General features: G+C 69.6%; 18 protein-coding genes and 1 pseudogene. 9 read left to right on the forward strand and 10 right to left on the reverse strand.

What is annotated here, in order from left to right; all coding sequences use genetic code 11:
• Positions 1-2 precede the first annotated feature (2 nt).
• Positions 3-1715, reverse strand: a complete 1713-nt coding sequence (locus tag IPI43_02940) for a DUF4388 domain-containing protein (protein ID MBK7773083.1) — start codon at positions 1713-1715, stop codon at positions 3-5.
• Positions 1716-1771: 56 nt separating this feature from the next.
• On the reverse strand, positions 1772-3358 hold the full coding sequence (locus IPI43_02945; protein ID MBK7773084.1) for a putative metal-binding motif-containing protein: 1587 nt from the start codon (positions 3356-3358) through the stop codon (positions 1772-1774).
• Between the two features lie 45 nt (positions 3359-3403).
• On the opposite strand from IPI43_02945, the gene IPI43_02950 reads away from it, so the two are divergent.
• Positions 3404-4150, forward strand: coding sequence for a carbonic anhydrase (locus tag IPI43_02950; protein MBK7773085.1), 747 nt, complete (start codon positions 3404-3406; stop codon positions 4148-4150).
• A gap of 9 nt (positions 4151-4159) precedes the next feature.
• The gene (locus IPI43_02955) at positions 4160-4393 is read left to right on the forward strand and encodes a hypothetical protein (GenBank protein MBK7773086.1); all 234 of its coding nucleotides are present in this window, start codon (positions 4160-4162) and stop codon (positions 4391-4393) included.
• A 22-nt stretch (positions 4394-4415) separates the two neighbouring features.
• On the opposite strand, the gene IPI43_02960 is transcribed toward IPI43_02955, so the two are convergent.
• The gene (locus IPI43_02960) at positions 4416-4982 is read right to left on the reverse strand and encodes a hypothetical protein (protein MBK7773087.1); all 567 of its coding nucleotides are present in this window, start codon (positions 4980-4982) and stop codon (positions 4416-4418) included.
• 30 nt (positions 4983-5012) lie between these two features.
• Positions 5013-5931: pseudogene (locus tag IPI43_02965) on the reverse strand (LysR family transcriptional regulator).
• A gap of 80 nt (positions 5932-6011) precedes the next feature.
• Here IPI43_02965 and IPI43_02970 point away from each other — a divergent pair.
• Both IPI43_02970 and IPI43_02975 read left to right on the forward strand, forming a co-directional pair.
• Positions 6012-6650, forward strand: coding sequence for a glutathione S-transferase (locus IPI43_02970; protein MBK7773088.1), 639 nt, complete (start codon positions 6012-6014; stop codon positions 6648-6650).
• Positions 6651-6754: 104 nt separating this feature from the next.
• Positions 6755-7597, forward strand: a complete 843-nt coding sequence (locus tag IPI43_02975) for a pyridoxamine 5'-phosphate oxidase family protein (protein MBK7773089.1) — start codon at positions 6755-6757, stop codon at positions 7595-7597.
• 1 nt (position 7598) lies between these two features.
• Here IPI43_02975 and IPI43_02980 read toward each other — a convergent pair whose 3' ends face one another.
• Positions 7599-8537 carry an FKBP-type peptidyl-prolyl cis-trans isomerase gene (locus IPI43_02980; protein ID MBK7773090.1) on the reverse strand — a complete coding sequence of 313 codons (939 nt, stop codon included), beginning with the start codon at positions 8535-8537 and terminating at the stop codon, positions 7599-7601.
• Positions 8538-8689: 152 nt separating this feature from the next.
• Between IPI43_02980 and IPI43_02985 the strand changes: the two genes are divergently transcribed.
• Positions 8690-8941 carry a UPF0175 family protein gene (locus tag IPI43_02985; GenBank protein ID MBK7773091.1) on the forward strand — a complete coding sequence of 84 codons (252 nt, stop codon included), beginning with the start codon at positions 8690-8692 and terminating at the stop codon, positions 8939-8941.
• A complete protein-coding gene (locus IPI43_02990; protein MBK7773092.1) occupies positions 8934-9428 on the forward strand; it encodes a DUF3368 domain-containing protein in 495 nt (164 codons plus the stop codon). Before IPI43_02985 ends, IPI43_02990 begins: the two co-directional genes overlap by 8 nt.
• Positions 9429-9759: 331 nt before the next feature.
• Here IPI43_02990 and IPI43_02995 read toward each other — a convergent pair whose 3' ends face one another.
• Complete coding sequence (locus IPI43_02995) at positions 9760-11268, reverse strand: DUF2083 domain-containing protein (protein MBK7773093.1); 1509 nt, start codon at positions 11266-11268, stop codon at positions 9760-9762.
• A gap of 579 nt (positions 11269-11847) precedes the next feature.
• Here IPI43_02995 and ccrA point away from each other — a divergent pair.
• Entirely contained in the window at positions 11848-13068 is a 1221-nt protein-coding gene (ccrA, locus tag IPI43_03000; protein ID MBK7773094.1) for a crotonyl-CoA carboxylase/reductase, read from the forward strand.
• Between the two features lie 45 nt (positions 13069-13113).
• Positions 13114-14727, forward strand: coding sequence for an acyl-CoA/acyl-ACP dehydrogenase (locus IPI43_03005; protein MBK7773095.1), 1614 nt, complete (start codon positions 13114-13116; stop codon positions 14725-14727).
• 117 nt (positions 14728-14844) lie between these two features.
• Here the strand turns inward: IPI43_03005 and purE are convergent, their stop codons facing one another.
• A complete protein-coding gene (purE, locus tag IPI43_03010; GenBank protein ID MBK7773096.1) occupies positions 14845-15351 on the reverse strand; it encodes a 5-(carboxyamino)imidazole ribonucleotide mutase in 507 nt (168 codons plus the stop codon).
• 133 nt (positions 15352-15484) lie between these two features.
• The gene (locus tag IPI43_03015; protein ID MBK7773097.1) at positions 15485-15748 is read right to left on the reverse strand and encodes a LysR family transcriptional regulator; all 264 of its coding nucleotides are present in this window, start codon (positions 15746-15748) and stop codon (positions 15485-15487) included.
• Positions 15749-15837: 89 nt separating this feature from the next.
• Here IPI43_03015 and map point away from each other — a divergent pair, with 89 nt between their 5' ends.
• Positions 15838-16614, forward strand: a complete 777-nt coding sequence (gene map / locus IPI43_03020) for a type I methionyl aminopeptidase (protein ID MBK7773098.1) — start codon at positions 15838-15840, stop codon at positions 16612-16614.
• A gap of 3 nt (positions 16615-16617) precedes the next feature.
• On the opposite strand, the gene IPI43_03025 is transcribed toward map, so the two are convergent.
• Positions 16618-17895, reverse strand: a complete 1278-nt coding sequence (locus tag IPI43_03025; GenBank protein MBK7773099.1) for a hypothetical protein — start codon at positions 17893-17895, stop codon at positions 16618-16620.
• Entirely contained in the window at positions 17892-18539 is a 648-nt protein-coding gene (locus tag IPI43_03030; protein MBK7773100.1) for a tetratricopeptide repeat protein, read from the reverse strand. The genes IPI43_03025 and IPI43_03030 overlap by 4 nt, the downstream gene beginning before the upstream one ends.
• Positions 18540-18621 lie beyond the last annotated feature (82 nt).

The raw sequence follows: 18621 nt of genomic DNA on the forward strand, positions 1-18621 counted from the left end.
CCTCACGCCCCGAGCTGCGACGCGATGGCGCGCAGCCCTTCGAGGGCCTCGCGGTGATCCGGGTCGAGGTGCAGCACCCGCTCGTAGGCGTTGCGCGCCGCAGGCCACTTGCCGCGGTCACGCAGCAGGCGCGCGCGGAGCAGGTGCGCGTCGGGGGCGTTGGGCACCAGGCGGCAGCCCACCACCATCTCCGCGAGGGCCTGGTCGGCCGCCACCGGGTCGGTGCTGCGCAACGTGTGTCGGCAGTAGCCCAGGTAGACCCACGGGAGCCCCTCGTCCGGCGCCAGCGTGGTGGCGCGCGCGAACGCCTCGAGGGCGCTCTCGACGGCCCCCTGGGCCAGCGCCTGCTGCCCCAGGCGAAGCGCCTGCTGCGCCCACTCCAGCTCCTGCGTGGGGGCGCTGCCGGCCGGCGGGTCCGTCTGTCGCTCGGAAGGCCCCGTAGCGGCCCCTTCGTCGAGTGGAAGCGCGACGTCATGGAGCTTGATCGCCCCCACGCACACCAGCGTGTAGACGAACGCGGCGAGGGTGGAGCCCGCGATCGCGGCGCCGCCGAGGAGCCCTCGCACCGTCTGGCGGCCATCCAGCTTGTCAAGCAGCGCGCGACACTCGGACGGCAGCTCGAAGCGCCGAAAGGGCGCCACGCGATAGGCCACGGGGGCCGCGAAGCGGTCGAGCGCGGGCGCCAGCAGCTCGGCCACGCGCGCCGGCGGGACGCGCTCGCGCACACCGCACATGACCAGCTCGAACAGCGCCATCTCGAGCGTGGCGGTCTCTTGCGGTGGCTCCATCTCTGCGAACTCGAACGTGCCCGAGGGCCAGCCGAACACGTCCAGCAGCTTGGTCTCCTGTTGGTACTCGAGGGCCTCGCGCAGCTGGTGCGGGGTGATGGCGCCCATGGACAACAGGATGGCCCCCTGCCGCCCTTGCCAGGCTCGCGCGCGCTGCAGGGAGTCGTGGAGCACGCGTGGCTCGATGACGCCGCGCTCGCAGAGGATCTGCCCGAGGCACTCCGACACGAGGTTGGAGCGCACCGAGCGCGGGACCCCGCGGCGGAAGAAGATGACCTTCTTGGGGCACTCGCCCGCGGTGGTCTCGCGCGGGTCCGCCGTGCACTGCAGCGCCAGGGCGCCGGTGGCGCGTGTCTCGAAGATCTTGACCAGCACCGTGGCGAACGGGGTCTCGGCCAGGCTCCCGCGCAACGCGCTCGAGCTGCTGAGCTGGACACCCACGTGGCGCTCCACCGCGTCGCCCTCGGAGGAGTCCGTCATGGTGTAGCGCCGGGTCTCCTCATGGGAACCGATGGCCAGCGATGGCGGCGGCACCGAGTCGGAGCGCAGCTCACGGCGGACGATGTTCTCGATGATGCGCAGGACACTCGCGTCCGAGACGTCTCCCACCAGGCACGTCAGCGCGCCGAGCCGTGCGGTCTCGCGCTGCAGGTCGAGCGCGTCCTCGGCCGCCCCCAGCAGCACCATGTGCGCTTGCTCGCCACCAGGTGCCCAGCGCAGTGACTCCACGGTCGCGGCTCCGTCGCGCCCCGGCAGCCGAAGCGCCACGCACACGATGTCCATGGGCCGCTGGACGAACGCGTCGATCGCGGCCTCACCCGAGGGGACGCCGACGCAGTCGTAGCCGGCACGGTCGACCGCGGACACCAAGCGCTGCCGGACAGCGCCATCTGGGAGCACCAGGAGCACGGAGTTCGAGACCACCACAGGGTGAAGGTAGCGGATCCGCGTAGGCCGGCCCAGCGGGTTCGTGGGCTACAGCCTCAACGGCAGAGCAGCGTGTCCATGACGCTGGCCTGCAGCGTGCACCCCGTGGTGCCCAGGCAGCTGCACGTGTAGAAGAGGACCTCCGTGCCACAGTTGGCCACCTGCCTGTCGAAGGGGCGCGGCCCACGGTCTTCCTGACACGTGCCGGAGCACACCATGCCAGGGGCCACGCAGCCCGTTCCGACCGGCTCGGGCTCGGTGGTGCCGTCGCAGTTGAAGTCCGCGATGCGAGCGGCGGCGGCGCAGCCCGGCATGCTCTCGGGGCAGTACGCGTAGTCGTAGAAGGTGGACTGTCCAGGGAAGACGTCTTCTTGGCCGTCGTGGCAGTCGTCCTTCGGCAGCGGGCCGCCGGAGCAGCCTGCGAAGGCCGTGCGGGTGTGACCGTCGTCGTCGGCGTCCTCCGCCGTCACGACGCCGCCGCCGCTCGAGCAATTGTTGTCGCGGCGGTCGCAGAGCTCCGGCGCGCCGGGGAAGAAGTCCTCCCCATCCCCCACCAAGTCGTTGCAGTCGACCATGCCGCCCACGGGCTGGACATCGGTGTACCCCGGCGGACAGGCCGCGCACGTCTCGAGCTCCGGCGCCCCGGTGAGCGCGAAGCCATCGTGGTCGCTGTCCAGCCAGCAGGTCCGTCCGCCCAGCCCCTCGTCCACGCCGCCGTTGCAGTTGTCATCGCTCCCGTTGCAGATCTCGGCGGACGGGGTGACCGAGCAGGCGCCCCACACCCCCGTGATGGCGTTGCAGCTCTCCACGCCCCCTGCACACACCCCCATGGCCGGGCAGGCGCGCGTCTCGGTGCCGGTGCACGCGCACTCGGTCTGGACCTCGCCGTCGCAGTTCTCGTCCTCGCAGCCGGTCCCGTTGGCCATGCAACCGGGGTCGCAGATCTCGGAGCGCAACGGCCCCACGTCGGCGGTCGTGTCGTCGCAGTCGAGGTCGTTCTCGGCCGAGTCCTCGGGAGGCGTGCAGGCCTGCACGGGTGCAGCGGTCATGTCGCCTGCGAGGTCGTGGTCCAGATCCGGATAGAACGTGCGCAGCACCTCTTCATCGACGAACTCGTCGCAGTCGTTGTCGCGTCCGTCGCAGCTCTCGGCCTCGTCCGGGTGCACGCTGGGGTTGAGGTCGTTGCAGTCCGACCCGCAGCTGTCGCCGTTGCAACAGCCCACGTCGGGGTAGTTGTCCATGTCCTGGTCACGGAAGCCGAAGGTGCGGGGGTCGCAGTCCTCGTCGTGGTTCGCGAGGTCGCACGCCTCGATGTTGCCCGGGAAGCGGTTGGAGTCGGTGTCGTCGCAGTCGTCGCCTCCACACGCCACGTCGCGGTGACCGTCGAAGTCCGCGTCCACGCACGCGCTCTGGCAAGCCCCGATGCCCTCGACGCACACCCCACCCGCACACGGTGCAGAGCCAGCCGCGCAGGCCATCGCTACGCAGACCTCCACCCCGTTGCAGAACACGCCATCGTCGCAGTCGGTGGGCGTGCTGCACGTGCGGCCCGCATCACCCGGCGGGCTCGTGGTCGGATCGCCCCCACAGCCGAAGACGACCAGACCCAGCACCAAGGCCGGCAGGAAAGCACGTGAGAGCATCGATTCCACCCGGACCGACGGTCTCATGAGCCCGCGCCGGTGTCCATGTCCCAGCTCCAAGAAACCGTTCCCCTTTCTGGAACATGTTCATCCACGAAATGTGGCTTCAACCGCTCGGTGTACCTTGGTAGGTTCGGCGACATGCCCGATCCACGCACCCGCACCGACCGCGTCCTCACGAAGGAAGAGCAACAGAGCCTCTCGCCGGAGCAGGTCCTCACCCTGCTCACCGAGGGCAACGCGCGCTTCGTCGCTGGCGACGTCACGCATCGTGACCACCGCGCCCAGGTGCGGGCCGCCGCGCTGGGACAGTGGCCCAAGGCCGTGGTGCTCTCGTGCCTCGACTCCCGCATCCCGGTCGAAGACGTGTTCGACTGCGGCATCGGCGACCTGTTCGTGGCGCGCGTGGCCGGCAACGTCATCAACGTGGACATCCTGGGCAGCATGGAGTTCGGCTGCGCGGTGGTGGGCGCCAAGGTGGTGCTGGTGTTGGGCCACGAGCACTGTGGCGCAGTCAAGGGCGCCATCGACCGGGTGGAGCTCGGCAACCTCACCGCGCTGCTGCGCAGCATCGAGCCGGCCGTGGACGCCGTCACCGGCTTCGAAGCCGACCGCACCAGCAAGCACGAGCCGTTCGTGCATCGCGTGGCCGAGGAGAACGTGCGCCTGAGCCTGCAGCGCATCCGCCGCGAGAGCGCCGTGCTGCGCGAACTCGAAGCGGAGGGACGCCTGCGCATCGTCGGGGCCATGTACGAGATGGAGACCGGCGTGGTCACCATGGTTCCCGAGTAGACTGTTCCCATGTCCAAGAAGCGCCGCGCCGACGAGAGCACCATCGAGAACCGCGTCTACCTGTTTCGCGAGCTAGCTGCCGCCTTCATCGCACGCGAGGGGGGCCTGCTGACGTCCGCGAAGCCGGAAGACCGCGAGCGCGCGCGTGCCGGGCTGGCCGAGGTGGCGCGCGTGGCGTGCCTGGTGGCCGACCTCGAGGACGCGACCCCGGACGAGCTGGCGAAGGCCATCGTGGGCGAATAGCCGGCGAGGTGAGGCGCGGAGCTCACCCTGGGGTGGCGGGGTCCTCGGGCGCGCTCGGCGTGACCGCGACGTAGAGCGCCAGCGTCATCGCGGTGGACGTCACCGTGCAGGTGGGCTCGCGCACGCTGGTGAGCAGGTCGCGCGCTGGGTCGACCGCCCGCGGGAGCTCGAACCGGTGTGTGAGCAACTTGGTGAAGTTCCATTCGATGGGCACGCCGCAGAGCTTCTTGGTGATGAGCTCTGCGATCTTCTGGTCGAGCAGCGCGGGCACCCACTCGATCTCGAGCGCCTCCACGTCGATCTGGAAGCGGAGGACCGCCTGCCCCTCGCGCATGGCGATGGAAGGCAGCAGCAGCGCCCGCACGGTGGTGACGGTCATGTCGAGCCCCCCGACCGGCAGCGACCAGCGCACCTTTCCCGGGCAGGCCACCCGCAGCCCGCGCCCCTCCACGAGCGCCACCTCGGTGGGCGCCGAGAGCACGAAGAAGCGGTCCGCATTCGAGTCCTCGTCGAGGCGAACCTTCAGCGGGAGAAGCTGCGTGAGGAACTCGAGGGCTTCTACATCCGTCAGGGTCGCGAGGATCCACATCTCTGCACCCTAGCAGTCGGGCGAAGCGGATCAGGCGCCAATCCACTTCTTGGGGTCGAGGCGCTCGTCGGCGCGCAGCTTGACCACGGCGAAGTCCACGAACGCACGCACGCGGGCGGGGGCCTCGGCGCCGGCGGCGTGGACCACGTGGATCGGAACCGGAGGCGGCTCCAGCTCGGGCAGGAGCACCACCAAGCGGCCCGCGCGGACGTCGGACGCTACCTGATACGACAGCGCGCGTGATGCCCCGGCCCGCGGCCGCCGCGCGGAGCGTCGTCTCGGTGCTGTTGGCCACGAGGCGCGGATCGATGGCCACGCGGTGCGACCTGCGGCCTCCAGCGAACACCCACTCGCGCGGAGCCTCGTCGAACGAGAACGCGATGGTGTCGTGCTCGCGCAAGTCGCTCACTCGCTGCGGAGTGCCACGAGCGGCGAGGTAGGCAGGTGACGCGACGAGCACGCGCCGCACCGCGCCCACCTTGGCCGCGCGGAGCGACGAGTCTTTCAGGTGGGCGATGCGCACCGCCACGTCGATGCCCTCGGCCACCAGGTCCACCACGCGGTCGGACAGGAAGGAGCGCGCGCGCACCTGCGGGTGGCGGCGCAAAAACGCGAGCAGCAGCGGGGCCACGTACAGGTTCCCGAACATGACCGACGCGGTGACTACCAGGTTGCCACGCAGCGCGGCGTCCTCGTCACGCAGCCCAGCCATCGAGGCCTCGGTGTCGGCCAGGATGCGCTTCGCGGACACGAGGAAGCGTGCTCCCTCCTCCGTGAGCGTCACCACCCGTGTAGTGCGGCGGAACAGCAGCGTGCCCAGCTCGGCCTCGAGGGCGGCCACGCTGCGGGTCACGGCGGCTGGCGAGCGCCCCAGCTTGCGGGCGGCAGGAGCAAAGCCCCCAGCATCAGCCACGGCGGCGAAGGTCGCGAAGGCGTCGAGGCGGTCCATGCGATTAGTGTGCAGCACGCAATAATCCATTGCCACGTGCACGTATTCCGCCGGACGGGTCGGAACGCCAAGCTGAGCGCATGGAAATCCTCACCCTCTATCGCCACCCCCTCTCCGGCCACTCCCACCGCGTGGAGCTCTTCCTGAGCTTGCTGGGCCTCCCGTTCCGCATGGTGGACGTGAGCTTCGCGGCGCGTGAGCACAAGGCCCCCGAGTTCATCGCCAAGAACCTGTTTGGACAGCTGCCCGTGCTGGAGCACGGCGCGCTCGTCATCCCCGACAGCATGGCGATCCTCGTCTACTTGGCGAAGACGTATGACACGACGGGACTCTGGCTCCCCGAAGAGCCCGCGCTCGCCGCCCAGGTGCAGCGCTGGTTCTCGGTGGCCGCCGGGCAGCTGGTGGAGGGCCCGGCGCGCGCGAGGGCTGCGGCGGTGTTCGGGCGCGACGTGGACACCACGGCCAACCGCGAGCTCGCACGCCACCTGTTCGCCACGCTGGACGCACACCTGGTCGCGGCAGGCCGACCCTTCTTCGTGGGTGAGCGCGCCACCGTGGCCGATCTCGCTCTCTACACCTACGTCGGCCACGCCCCCGAGGGCGGCGTCTCGCTCGCGCCGTTCCCTGCGCTGCGCGGCTTCGTCGGGGCCGTAGAGGCGCTGCCCGGCTTCGTCCCCATGCAGGCCACGGACACCGCCGCTGGGAGGGCAGCCGAGTGACCTCCCCGCGCACATGGCCGTTCCACCAAGGCGAGGTGCAGACCCAAGAGCGCGCGGGCGTGCGCGGCATGACCGAGCGCGTGGGCGGGTTCGTCCGCAGCACCATGCCCGACCAGCACCGGGACCTCTTCGAGCAGCTGCCCTACCTGGTCATCGGCGCGCTCGACGACGCGGGTCGCCCCTTCGCGAGCATGGCGGTGGGTGTGCCTGGCTTCATCGAGAGCCCGAGCCCCGGCACCCTGGTGGTGCACGCCACGCTGGCGGAAGACGACCCCGTGCGCGGCGGGTTGCGCGAGGGCGCCCCCATCGGTCTCCTCGGCATCGAGTTCGAGACCCGACGGCGCAACCGCGCCAACGGCACCCTCGCCCACGTGGAGCCGGGCATGTTCGCGGTGGACGTGGAGCAGAGCACCGGCAACTGCCCGCAGTACATCCAAGCCCGGAGCATCGAGACCGCCGTGCGCCGCCCGAGCGAGACGCAGCGCGAAGGCCCGCGCCTCTCCGCCCGAGCCCGGGCCATCGTCGCGGGCGCCGACACCACCTTCATCGCCAGCGCCTCCGCCGAGATCCGCCGCGACGGCGTCCACGGCTGCGACGTCTCCCACCGTGGTGGCAAGCCCGGCTTCTGGCGCGCGCAGACCGTGCACGGCGGCACGCGCCTGACGATGCCGGACTTTGCAGGCAACCGGTTCTTCATGACGCTGGGCAACGTGGCAGAGAACCCGCGTGTGGGCGTGGCCTTCGTGGACTTCGCCACGGGCGACTGGCTGTCCCTCACGGGCCGCGCCGAGGTGCAGTGGGAGGGCAGCGAGCTGCGCGCGTTCGAGGGCGCCGAGCGCCTGCTGCACGTGGACGTGGAAGGCGGCGTGATCCTCGGCGGAATGATCCCCTTCAGGTGGTCCGCTCCGGAGTACGCGCGGCAGCTCACGCGGACGGGCGCGTGGTGACCTACTCGAAGTGGATCAGCGTGACGTCGAACACCAGCGTCCCCTGCGGAGCGCGGGGGTTGCTGGCATAGGCCAGGTCCGCGGGGACCCAGAAGCGGCGCTTCTCGCCCACCACCATCAGCTGGAGCCCCTCCGTCCAGCCGGGGATGACGCCGTTCAGCCGGAACGTGGCGGAGCGGCCGCGCGCCACCGACGAGTCGAACATCTGCCCGTCCGTCGTCCACCCGCTGTAGTGCACCGTGACCGTGCTCGAGGCTTCGGGACGCTCGGTGCCGGAGCCCGCGCGCAACACCCTGGACGCCAGCCCCGTGGCGGTGACCTCCGCATCGGATGGCGCAGCCGCCACATCAGCGGGGACCTCGGGCGGCGACGCCTCGATGGCGATCAGCTCCACGTCGTAGACCAGCGTGCCCGCAGGACGGCCCGGAGCGCCGTCGTACGCCAGCGACTCGGGGATCCAGAGGCGGCGTCGCTCGCCCACGGTCATCAACTGCAAGCCCTCCGCCCAACCCGCGATCACAATCGAGAGCAGGAACTCGCTCGGGACACCCCGCTCCACGCTGCTGTCGAACACCTCACCGTCCGTGGTCCAGCCCACGTAGTGCGCGATGACGACGTCCTGAGCACGGGGACGCGGCCCGCCGTCACCCTCCCACAGCACCTGCGACGCGAGCCCGGAGGCCGTGGTCTCTGCGTGCGCGGGTGGGCGCGCGACATCCACTGGAGCCTCGAGCGACAGCGGCGGTCGAGGCCCACCACGGCCACGCGCGGGCGCGGCGGCCCGTCCCTCCGGAGTGGGCGTGACGACGGGGACCTCCATCCCCTCCACCGACGCTGAGCTCCCGGAGGGGCTCGCACCACCGCAGCCGAGGAGGAGACCGCTGCACAGGGGCAGTGCCAAGGCGAACGGAGCGACCAAATAGCCCGAAGCCAGGTGCATGTCGGGTTGCTACCCGAGCGCGCGGAGCATGTCGACCCCCAGCGAGCGCTGGGCATGTCGCCAGCGAAAGCGTGTGATAACGTGAACGAACCATGATGTAGGCAAGTGTAGCGAACACGGCACACCCGGCATCGAAGCAAGGCGCAAACCACATGACCGAGCTCGCGATCAGCATTCCGGACAGCCTCTTCAGCGCGCTGCGAAAAGCGCCGCACGAGGTCGCCCGCGAGATGCGCATTGCGGCTTCGATTCACTGGTACCAACAGGGCACAATCTCGATGGAGCGAGCGGCAGAGACGGCAGGGATGGACAGACCACAGTTCCTGGCGGAGCTCGCGCGCCGACGAGTCGATGTGTTCGTCGTGGACGAGGAGGACCTCACTCGGGAGCTCGAGCGTGTCTGACCTCGCGATCGTCAACGCGTCTCCTCTCGTGTTTCTCGGCAACGCGGGACATCTGGAACTCCTTCGTGCAATCGGATCAAGAAGGTTCGTGGTGCCGCATGCCGTGTTCGAGGAGGTGGTCTCCTCGAAGCACTGTGACCGCGCAAGCGTTGCGGTAAAGCAAGCTGAGTGGCTCGAGCGCGCGACGGCGGGTGGCGTCCCTGCCCCGGTGGCGGCTTGGGACCTCGGCCCTGGCGAATCCGAGGTGATCGCGCTGGGCCTTGCAAACCCAGCCGCCAGACTGGTCATCGACGACCTGGCCGGCCGAAAATGTGGACTCGCGCTGGGACTCGACATCATCGGAACCCTGGGCGTCGTCATCGCAGCTCATCGTCGAGGGGTCGTCGCCGACCCGGCGCTAGTCTTCAGCGAGTTGCGTGCGGCTGGCATGTGGGTCTCGGACGCCGTCATCGCTACCGCTCTACGTATTGCAGCAGGAGCCGAGTGAGTTGCGGGGCGTCTGACCTGGCGGTGGGGGAGTTCCTCGTGGTGACCTCTGCCGCGAGGGGTGACCGCCTCGTTCTATACGGCCGCGTCACCAGCGACATCTGCGTGGGGGATGACCTCGAAGCCGTCGGGCCAGGTGGTCAATCGGTGCGGATTCGTGTGGACAGCATCCACGCATTCGGCCGCACGTTAGAACGCGTTGGGTCCAACTGGAGCGTCGAGCTTCACACGATACCAGTCGAAATTCCGCTCCGCGACGTTCCAAAGATGACAGCAGGGTGGTCGGTACGAGAGGTGAATTCCGCGCCTTAGCTGGCGGGCAGGCGCCACTCCTACCGCGCCTTCTTCGCGCTCAGCCGCGCCACCGGCACCGTCGCGTCACCGCTGACCAGCGGCGAGAAGAAGTTGTCCTTCTTCATGTGCTCGTCCACGCGGAACGCGAACTTGTAGCTGGGCGCGGACCGCATGCTGCAGTCGGTGCGCTCGCAGAAGCGACACGTGGTGCCCACGCGCACGGCCAGCTTGCGGTCCACCATGGGCATGTCGTCGGCGTAGGCCAGGTGCTTGGCGGCGTCGGCGTGGGTGCCGAGGCCGATGCTGTAGGCAGTGCCGCGGGCCATGCTGCCGCGCGAGGGCTCGGCCACCACCTTGGCAAAGCAGAAGTAGGTGCTCTGGTCGGGGTACTCGCTGTACTGCCGCGTGATGACGCTGGGGTTCAGGAAGGCCAGGTGCACGGCCATCTTGGGGCAGCTGCCGGCGTGCTGGGCAAAGCGGATTCCGTCGCCCGAGTAGCGCTTGCTGATGTTGCCGGCCACGTCCACGCGCAGGAAGTGCATGGGCAGGCCGCGGCGCTTCGGGTCGGCCAGGTTGCACATGCGGTGCGCCACCGTCTCGTAGGACGACTCGAACATCTGCGTGAGCAGGTCCACGTCGTAGCGCGTGCGCGTCACCGCCTCGAAGAACTCGGCGTACGGCAGCAGCAGCGCGCCCGCGAAGTAGTTGGCGAGGTGGATCTTGATGAGCCGCGCCGTCTCGCCGTGCCGCACCGGGAAGCGCGAGATCACCTCTTGATGGAGGGCCTCGCGGTCGAACAGGCGCAGGGCGATGGTGCTGGCCAGCTGGAAGCGCAGGCGCTGCTCGAAGAGCTCGTCGCTCACGGTGAGCACCTGCGACTCGGCGTCCCAGCGGCGGATGACGGAGCTGTCCTGGCCCGCCGTGGCGGTCTTCACGGCCACGTCGAAGTGCTCGCGCAGCACGCGCACCAGGTCGCTGCTGCGGGTGCCCGCGTCCAGCTTCGTGTCGCGGCGCAGCTGCTCGGCGCGCTCCTCCAGGTGCCCGAACCAGTTGTCGTGCTGCTCGAGGAAGTCGGTGACCTCGTCGAAGGGGCTGTAGTCGAAGCGCAGCGAGTCTTCCTCGTCGTCGTCGGCCTCGCGCCGCGCCAGCCCCGCCAGCACGTTGTCCAGCTGCGTGCGGGTGTTCTTGTAGAGGTTGAAGAGCGCCGTGATGGTGGTGACCACCTTGGGCTCCGCGCCGATGCCCGTGAGGTCGTCCTCGGTGAGGTTGAGCGAGCGCATGAGCGGCTCGTCCAGCAGGCGCGCCAGGCCGTCGTCCACGCGCGGCTCGCCCAGCGACGCCATGAACTCCTCCATGCTGACCTCGAACAGCTCGAGCGCCTTGAACAGCAGGGGCAGCTGCATGGCGCGCTTGCCCTTCTCGATGAGGCTCAGGTAGGCCGGCGAGATCTCGAGGCGCCGCGCCACCTCACCTTGCTGGAGGCCGCGCGCCATGCGCAGCTCGCGGAGCCGGGCGCCCATGGCCGCGTGGTTGGTCTTCATCGACATCGGGGGGGTTCCAGCACGCCGAGCGGGCTTTACAAAACACCGGAGCGCGCAGGGCCTGTTTACGACATCTTTACAAGGACCGCCAGGGATGAGTTGAATCGGGCACTGGGCACCCCGGACTGAAGTCCGGGGCAGCATCCCAGGCCTGGACAAGGGCGGAAGTCCGCCCCTAGCGGGGCCGGACTGCGTGATGGGGAGCCAGTTCCATTCTTCCGAGAACTCCCTTGGAACCTAGAGGCTGGGCCCCACGGGTCGCCAGCTCTCGCTCGCGCAGTCCGGCCCCGCAGGGGCGGACTTCCGCCCCTGCCGAGGCCTGGGATGCTGCCCCGGGTTTCAACCCGGGGTGCCCAATGAGCCCTGCCTCCAAGCCTTCAGGCCCTGCTACCCAGCATCAAGTGACTTGCCCCAAGGGGCTTCGCCACCAACCACCGACACCGGCTTGACCACCCCACCCCGTATGTTACGCACAACGGCAAGGTCCGCCGCCGTGTGAAGCTGTAAAGCACCGCAACCAAGGCCGACCACCCCATGACCCTTACCCGGCTGCCCCCTGTGCAGCCCCGACACGAGGTATTGACCATGAGCGAGCGCCCCCAGATCGTCCCCGTCGGCAAGGTCCCCGAGTTGGGCAACGTGCCCGAGAAGATGCACGCCTTCGTCATCCGCCCCGAGCGCTTCGGCGAGCCGAAGAAGTCGTTCGTGCAGGAGGAGATGCCCGTGTGGAAGGCCGGCCCGGGCGAGGTCCTCGTGCAGGTCATGGCCGCCGGTGTGAACTTCAACGGCATTTGGGCGGGCCTCGGTGAGCCGGTCAACATCCTCAAGGCGCACGGGCTCGACTTCCACATCGCGGGCTCCGATGCGTCCGGTGTGGTGTGGTCCATCGGCGAGGGCGTCACCGGCTGGAAGGTGGGCGACGAGGTGGTGGTGCACTGCAACCACCTGGTGGAGCCCGGCGCTTCGGACCTGCAGACCATCTGGGGCTACGAGACGCCCGACGGGTCGTTCGCGCAGTTCACGCGCGTGCAGGCGCAGCAGCTCTTGAAGAAGCCGCCCCAGCTCACCTGGGAAGAGTCGGCCAGCTACGGCCTCACGTACTACACCGCGCACCGCATGCTCGTGGACCGCGCCAAGGTGCAGCCGGGCGAGGTGGTGCTCATCTGGGGTGCCGGCGGCGGCCTCGGTGTGTTCGCCGTGCAGCTCGCGGCCGTGATGGGCGCGCGCCCCATCGCCGTGGTGTCGAGCGAGGACAAGGCGCAGCTCTGCATGGACCTCGGCGCGGTGGGCGTCATCAACCGCAACGACTTCCCCGCGCTCCAGTACAAGGACGGCATGACGCCGGCCGAGGACGCCGAGCACCAGAAGGCCATGAAGGCCTTCGGCAAGCGCATCTGGGACATCCTGGGCGAGCGCACGGGCCCGGACGTGGTGTTCGAGCACGTGGGCAAGACCACGTTCCCGGCCAGCGTGTTCCTGGCCAACAAATTCGGCCGCATCGTCATCTGCGGCGCCACCACCGGCTACAACCTGACGTTCGACGTGCGCCACCTGTGGATGCGCCAGAAGCAGATCATCGGCTCGCACTTCGCCGACGCGGACTCGTCGCGCCGCGCCAACAACCTCATGCTGCAGGGCAAGGTGAAGCCCGTCATGACGCGCCTCTTCACGTGGGACGAGATCCCGCAGGCGCACCAGCTCATGTACGAGAACAAGCTGCACGGCACCGTCTCTTGCCTTGTGGGCGCACCGCGCCCAGGTCTCAAGAACTACGCCGAGACGCTGGCCGCGATGAACGCGGGCTGAGCTCGAACCTCCCCTTCCCCCCTCACTCGGAGTCTCAAGCGAACCATGGAGCGAGTCCTCGAAGCCCTCGGCGCCGTCTATCAAAAGGCGCTCGCCAACCTGAAGACCAAGGTCGTGGTGAACGGTCGCCTGAACGGCGATCGCTTGAACGACGAGCAGCTGGCCGCGCACGCGCTGGCCTACCTGGCGACGGAGCTCGAGGCCTGCCGGCAGCTCTCCGCGTGGGCCGCTCGTGTGGGTGGGGAGTTCGAGGGCAAGGTGGCGCGCGCCTACGTGGGTGAGCTGGCCCGCAACCTGCGCGGCGGTGTGGATCTCGGCGCCTGCGAGAACATCGCGCTGGCCGACCTGGGGCTCACGGACGCAGACCTGGCCGACACGCTGCTGCACCCCGAGGTGCAGGCCTTCAGCGCCGCGCACTCCACGGGCGCCATCTACCTCGAGATCGCGCAGCACGCGCGCGACAAGGGCTTCGGCAACGTCGGGCTCGACGACGAGATGCTGGAAGAGGTACGCGCGCAGTTCGCGAAGTTCTCGGATCAGAAGGTGATCCCCATCGCGCAGGACGTGCACCGCCAGGACAAGCTCATCCCCATGGACATCCTCGAGCAGATGGCCGAGCTGGGCGTGTTCGGCCTGACCATCCCCGAGGAGTACGGCGGCCTGGGCCTCAGCAAGGTGGCCATGTGCGTGGTCACCGAGGAGCTCTCGCGCGGCTACATCGGCGTGGGCTCACTGGGCACGCGCAGCGAGATCGCGGCCGAGCTGATCATGGGCGGCGGCACCGAGGCGCAGAAGCGCGAGTGGCTGCCCAAGCTGGCGTCCGGTGAGGTGCTCTCCACCGCCGTGTTCACGGAGCCCAACAACGGCAGCGACTTGGCCAACCTGACCACGCGCGCCGTGAAGCAGGCCGACGGATCGTACGTGGTGAGCGGCGCCAAGACGTGGATCACGCACGCGGTGCGGGCCGACGTGATGACGCTGCTGGCGCGCACCAACCCGGACGCGCCGGGCTACCAGGGGCTGTCGATGTTCCTGGCCACCAAGACGCGCCTGGGCGGCGAGGCGGGCGAGCCCGAGTTCGTGGACAAGGGGCTCACGGGCACCGAGATCAAGGTGCTGGGCTACCGCGGCATGAAGGAATACGAGCTGAGCTTCGACGGCTTCAGCGTGCCCGGCGAGAACCTGCTGGGCGGAGAAGAGGGCGCGGGCTTCAAGCAGCTCATGCGCACCTTCGAGAGCGCGCGCATCCAGACCGCGGCGCGCGGCGTGGGCGTGGCGCAGGCGGCGCTCAACGACGCCATTCTGTACGCCACGGAGCGCGAGCAGTTCGGCGGGCCCATCTTCCAGTTCCCACGCGTGGCGCGGAAGATCGGCCGCATGGTCACCCGCATCCAGGCGGCGCGTCAGCTCACGTACTTCAGCGCACGCGAGAAGGACATGGAGAAGCGCTGCGACCTCGAGGCCGGTATGGCCAAGCTGCTGGCCACGCGCGCGGCGTGGGAGTCCGCCGACGCCAACGTGCAGATCCACGGCGGCAACGGCTTTGCCGAGGAGTACACCGCGTCCCGCCTGCTGGTGGACGCGCGCGTGCTGAGCATCTTCGAGGGTGCCAACGAGATCCAGGCGCACGTGGTGGCGCGGCGCCTGCTCGAGATCTGACGCGGCTCGCCGGGCCTGCGCTGCAGTCCCGAGTCGCTCACGGCGATGGAACGCTGGAAGCACGAGAGGGCCCACTAGGGGCCCTCTCGCGCTTCACTTATCGTTCGCTAGCGAGGGCTACTTCTTCTTCTTGGCGGCGCGCTTGCCTAGCTCGTCGCCCTGCGCGGGAGAGCCCGGCACGGGGGAGTCGTAGCGCTTCTTGCCCTCGGCCAGCTGCTCCACGAGGCGCTCACGGATCTCGGGGCGACCACCGGCCAGGATGCGCGCGGCGAGGAAGCCCGCGTTCTTTGCGCCGTCGATGGCCACAGTGGCCACGGGGATGCCGGGCGGCATCATGACGGTGGAGAGCAGCGCGTCCATGCCGTCGAGCGCGGTGGACTTGAGCGGCACGCCGATGACCGGGCGCGTGGTGTGCGCGGCGACGACGCCCGCGAGGTGGGCCGACATGCCGGCGCACGCGATGAAGACCTCCACGCCAGCGGCCTCGGCGGCCTCGACGTAGGCCACGGCGTCGTGCGGCGTGCGGTGCGCCGACAGCACGCGCAGGTCGTTCGAGATGCCGAGCTCGTCGAGGACGTCACGCGCCTGCACGACGACCGGGAGGTCGCTGGGGCTGCCCGTCATGATCGCGACGAGGAACGTGGGCGCGCTCGGTGCAGCGAGGGTGGTGGCTTCGGACTCTTGCTTGTGGGACTTCTTCTTGGACACCGTGGTCTCCTGTGGGGTGACGAGCGTGGGGGGTGGGGCGGCGCGGACGTCAGCGTCGAGGCGCCTGAACGGCATGGCGTGCGTCGGCGACCGACGCGAGGATGGCGCGGGCACGCTCGATGAAGCGCTCTCCGGCCGGAGTCGGGGTCATGCCGCGCGCGGAGCGGATGAAGAGTTCGGCGCCCAGCTCGTCTTCGAGCGCACGCAGGCGACGCGTCAGCGGCGGCTGGCTGATGTGCAGGCGCTCGGCGGCGCGCACCATGGCACCCTCTTCGGCGATCGCGACGACGGTCTCGAGCTGTTCTAGCGACACGCGCCGAAGCGTAGCGCGAGAAGGCGCCGAGAGCGACCCATGCCGAAGGGGTATGGGTGCTGCGGAGGCACCCCCGCTAGCCTGGGCTGATGCACGGACGCATCTCGATCCTCTCCCCGAAGCACCAAGACGCGATGCGACGCGCGGGCCGTGTGGCGGCCGAGACGCTGGCCGTGGCGGCGCGCGCGGTCGCGCCGGGGGTGACCACGGCGGCGATCGACGCGCTGGTGGCCGCGGACACCAAGGCGCGCCGGGGGCGCTGCGCTCAGTACCACTACCGTCAAGGGCGCTTGGTGTTTCCCGCGCACGTGTGCACGTCGGTGAACGAGGTGGTGTGCCACGGCATACCCGGCCCACAGGTGCTGCGCGAAGGAGACATCGTGAACGTGGACGTGACCACCGAGCTGCACGGCTGGCACGGCGACACCTCGCGCACCATTGCGGTGGGGGCCGTCTCGCCCGAGGCCGCCCACGTGACGGCCGTGGCCGCGCGCGCGCTCGAGGTGGGCATCGCGCAGGTCCGGCCCGGCGCCCATCTGCACGAGGTGGGTGCCGCGATCGAGGAGTACGCGCGGACGGAAGGCTGCAGCGTCGTGCGCGACTTCGGGGGCCACGGCATCGGCCGCAGCATGCACATGGCGCCGCACGTGCCGCATCACCGCTGCAGCACGCCTGGGCCACGTCTGGTGCCTGGGATGTGCTTCACGATCGAGCCCATGCTGTGCCTCGGGGCGCCGCAGGTGCGGGTGCTGCCCGATGGCTGGACCGTGGTGACCGCAGACGGCGCGCTGTCCGCGCAGGCGGAGCACACCATCCTGGTCACCGAGAGCGGCGTCGAGGTGCTGACGCTCGCGCCCGAGAGCTGAGCCTCAGGTGCCGCAGCGCCCGATGTTGATGGGCCCGATGGCGTCGTCGAAGGCACCATTTCCGACCTGGAAGCACTCTGTTCCGGTAGGGCAGGTGACCCGTGGGGACGTGTCGTCCGGGTCACAAATCTGTTGGCAGACGTAGCCCTGGGCGCCCGACTGGTCGCCACAGGTCCAGTCGTATCCGCAGATGTACCCCGGGGCGCAGCCAATGGGAGTTGGGTATGTGTCCCCGTTCTCAATCGAGCAGGGCTCGAGGTGGTGGCGTGGGTCCGCTTCGAGCTCGAGGCAGTCCGTGAAGACCGCCTCGATCTCGGAGTCCCCGATGGGCACGCAACTCAGACCGGACGGGCACCCAACATCGTCGAACGGGTTGCAAGGGATAGAGCAAAGGTGCACGTCGGGCTCGGAACCAAGCCCGAGGCCTGGAACGCACCGAGAGTCGGGGTGCACCGTGGTTGCGCAGATCGGGTCATCGGTCGCTACGCCACCATCGCCAACGCCCAGAGTGCACGGCGTCCGGCAATAGGCGACCCCACCCTGTGAGCGTGCCGAATAGCAGATGTCGATGTTGCTGGCCGTGTCCGTGCACTCGTCGCCCGGGTCATGATTGGTGGGGCACTCCTCGAGCGTGGGGTACGACGGGGGGATGCCGGAGTTGTCGAGCGTCCCATCGAGAGGGTTGGCCACGCGGATGTCCGGGTCGGGGCAGTGCAAGGGCACGCCCGTGTCGCCCGCGTCGCTCACGTCTCCGTCTGCGCCGCCGTCACTGGGGCCCGCATCCACGCCAGCGTCCACTGGGCCCGTGATGACGCCCGCGTCGACGCAAGCACCCGCGCGGCAGGTCTCGTCGCTGTCACACATGATGCCGGCGCAAGTGTTCTCGAACACCAGGTCCACTCGCAGGGTGCGACCAGACACGTAGCTGCCGCGCACGCGCACCGTGGCGGTGGCGTTGCTCACCGTGTTGACCGCGGTGGCGTCCACGGCCCAGCGGCGCGAGACGTCGCCGTTCAGCGGGGCCACCGTGACGTCGATGGGGAACGTGTACGACTCGCCGGCGCCCACCATGAGGGTGACGTCGCGCGAGGGGTTCTCGAGGCCAGCGTCACCCGCCGCGCCGCCGCGGACCACGACGCGCACGGACGTGGTGTCGTTCCGCCACGAGGACTCGGCGTCGATGCTGACGACCACCTGCGTGACCTTGTCGGCACAGCCGGCCGCGCTGGCAGAGAGCGCCACCAAGCACGAGAGCGCGAGCGCGCGAACCTTCCCGCTCATCGTCCGGCCTCCTGCAGCGCGAAGACGGTCCCCACGTCGGAGCTGGCGTAGCCGCTGCCCCCACCACCGGCCAACAGCACGGTGAGCACCACGGCGGCGGCCACCACCACCACGCTGGTGGTGATGAGCGCGATGCGGCGAGGGCGGTGGGAGCGCTCTTCCCGGAGGTCGGCCCCGGGAGCGGCGACGGCCGGCTCTGATGCGGCCGCCACGGCAGTGGGCGCAAGCTCGGGGTTGGCGCGGCGGGCAATGGCCTCACGCAGCGCGCGGATGCGAGACTCTACCTGGGCGCGGTTCTCGGCGGCCGGCATGGCCTCGAGGTAGCGCTCGAACGCGTTCACCGCCTCCTCGTCGCGGCGCAGGCGGTCGTAGCACTGCCCCATGTTGTAGAGCAGGGCCGCGCGGTTGCTGCGGCGATAGGCACGCTCGAAGCTCTCGAGCGCGTCCTCGTAGCGGCCGGCGTCGTAGGCGGCCACGGCAGCATTGAAGAGGGCGCGGGCCTCGGCCTCGGCCAGCTCTTCGTCGGTGGCGGCGGGCTCCATGAGCTGGGCCGAGACGACCGGCACGAACGCCAGCGACAGCCCGACCAGGACCGCCCCGAGCGCCCACGAGGAAACACACCACCGCCTACCGATAGTCACCATGAAGCAAGATCTCCCGAGCACCCACCACCATCACCCACGCTGAGCACGCCACGCATGGCGCATGCTCTACGCTGTTCCCGGC

This window comes from Sandaracinaceae bacterium, from assembly GCA_016706685.1.
In the GTDB taxonomy this organism is placed as follows: Bacteria; Myxococcota_A; Polyangia; order Polyangiales; family Houyiibacteriaceae; genus JADJJE01.

Excerpts from the sequence above, each read along its gene's own strand:
- IPI43_03005 (MBK7773095.1), top strand. The coding sequence starts at position 13,114 with ATGGAGCGAGTCCTCGAAGCCCTCGGCGCCGTCTATCAAAAGGCGCTC.
- IPI43_02945 (MBK7773084.1), bottom strand. The coding sequence starts at position 3,358 with ATGCTCTCACGTGCTTTCCTGCCGGCCTTGGTGCTGGGTCTGGTCGTC.
- IPI43_02980 (MBK7773090.1), bottom strand. The coding sequence starts at position 8,537 with ATGCACCTGGCTTCGGGCTATTTGGTCGCTCCGTTCGCCTTGGCACTG.
- IPI43_02955 (MBK7773086.1), top strand. The coding sequence starts at position 4,160 with ATGTCCAAGAAGCGCCGCGCCGACGAGAGCACCATCGAGAACCGCGTC.
- IPI43_02970 (MBK7773088.1), top strand. The coding sequence starts at position 6,012 with ATGGAAATCCTCACCCTCTATCGCCACCCCCTCTCCGGCCACTCCCAC.
- ccrA (MBK7773094.1), top strand. The coding sequence starts at position 11,848 with ATGAGCGAGCGCCCCCAGATCGTCCCCGTCGGCAAGGTCCCCGAGTTG.
- IPI43_02960 (MBK7773087.1), bottom strand. The coding sequence starts at position 4,982 with ATGTGGATCCTCGCGACCCTGACGGATGTAGAAGCCCTCGAGTTCCTC.
- map (MBK7773098.1), top strand. The coding sequence starts at position 15,838 with ATGCACGGACGCATCTCGATCCTCTCCCCGAAGCACCAAGACGCGATG.
- purE (MBK7773096.1), bottom strand. The coding sequence starts at position 15,351 with ATGACGGGCAGCCCCAGCGACCTCCCGGTCGTCGTGCAGGCGCGTGAC.
- IPI43_02995 (MBK7773093.1), bottom strand. The coding sequence starts at position 11,268 with ATGTCGATGAAGACCAACCACGCGGCCATGGGCGCCCGGCTCCGCGAG.
- IPI43_02975 (MBK7773089.1), top strand. The coding sequence starts at position 6,755 with ATGCCCGACCAGCACCGGGACCTCTTCGAGCAGCTGCCCTACCTGGTC.
- IPI43_03030 (MBK7773100.1), bottom strand. The coding sequence starts at position 18,539 with ATGGTGACTATCGGTAGGCGGTGGTGTGTTTCCTCGTGGGCGCTCGGG.
- IPI43_03025 (MBK7773099.1), bottom strand. The coding sequence starts at position 17,895 with ATGAGCGGGAAGGTTCGCGCGCTCGCGCTCTCGTGCTTGGTGGCGCTC.
- IPI43_02985 (MBK7773091.1), top strand. The coding sequence starts at position 8,690 with ATGACCGAGCTCGCGATCAGCATTCCGGACAGCCTCTTCAGCGCGCTG.
- IPI43_02950 (MBK7773085.1), top strand. The coding sequence starts at position 3,404 with ATGTCCCAGCTCCAAGAAACCGTTCCCCTTTCTGGAACATGTTCATCC.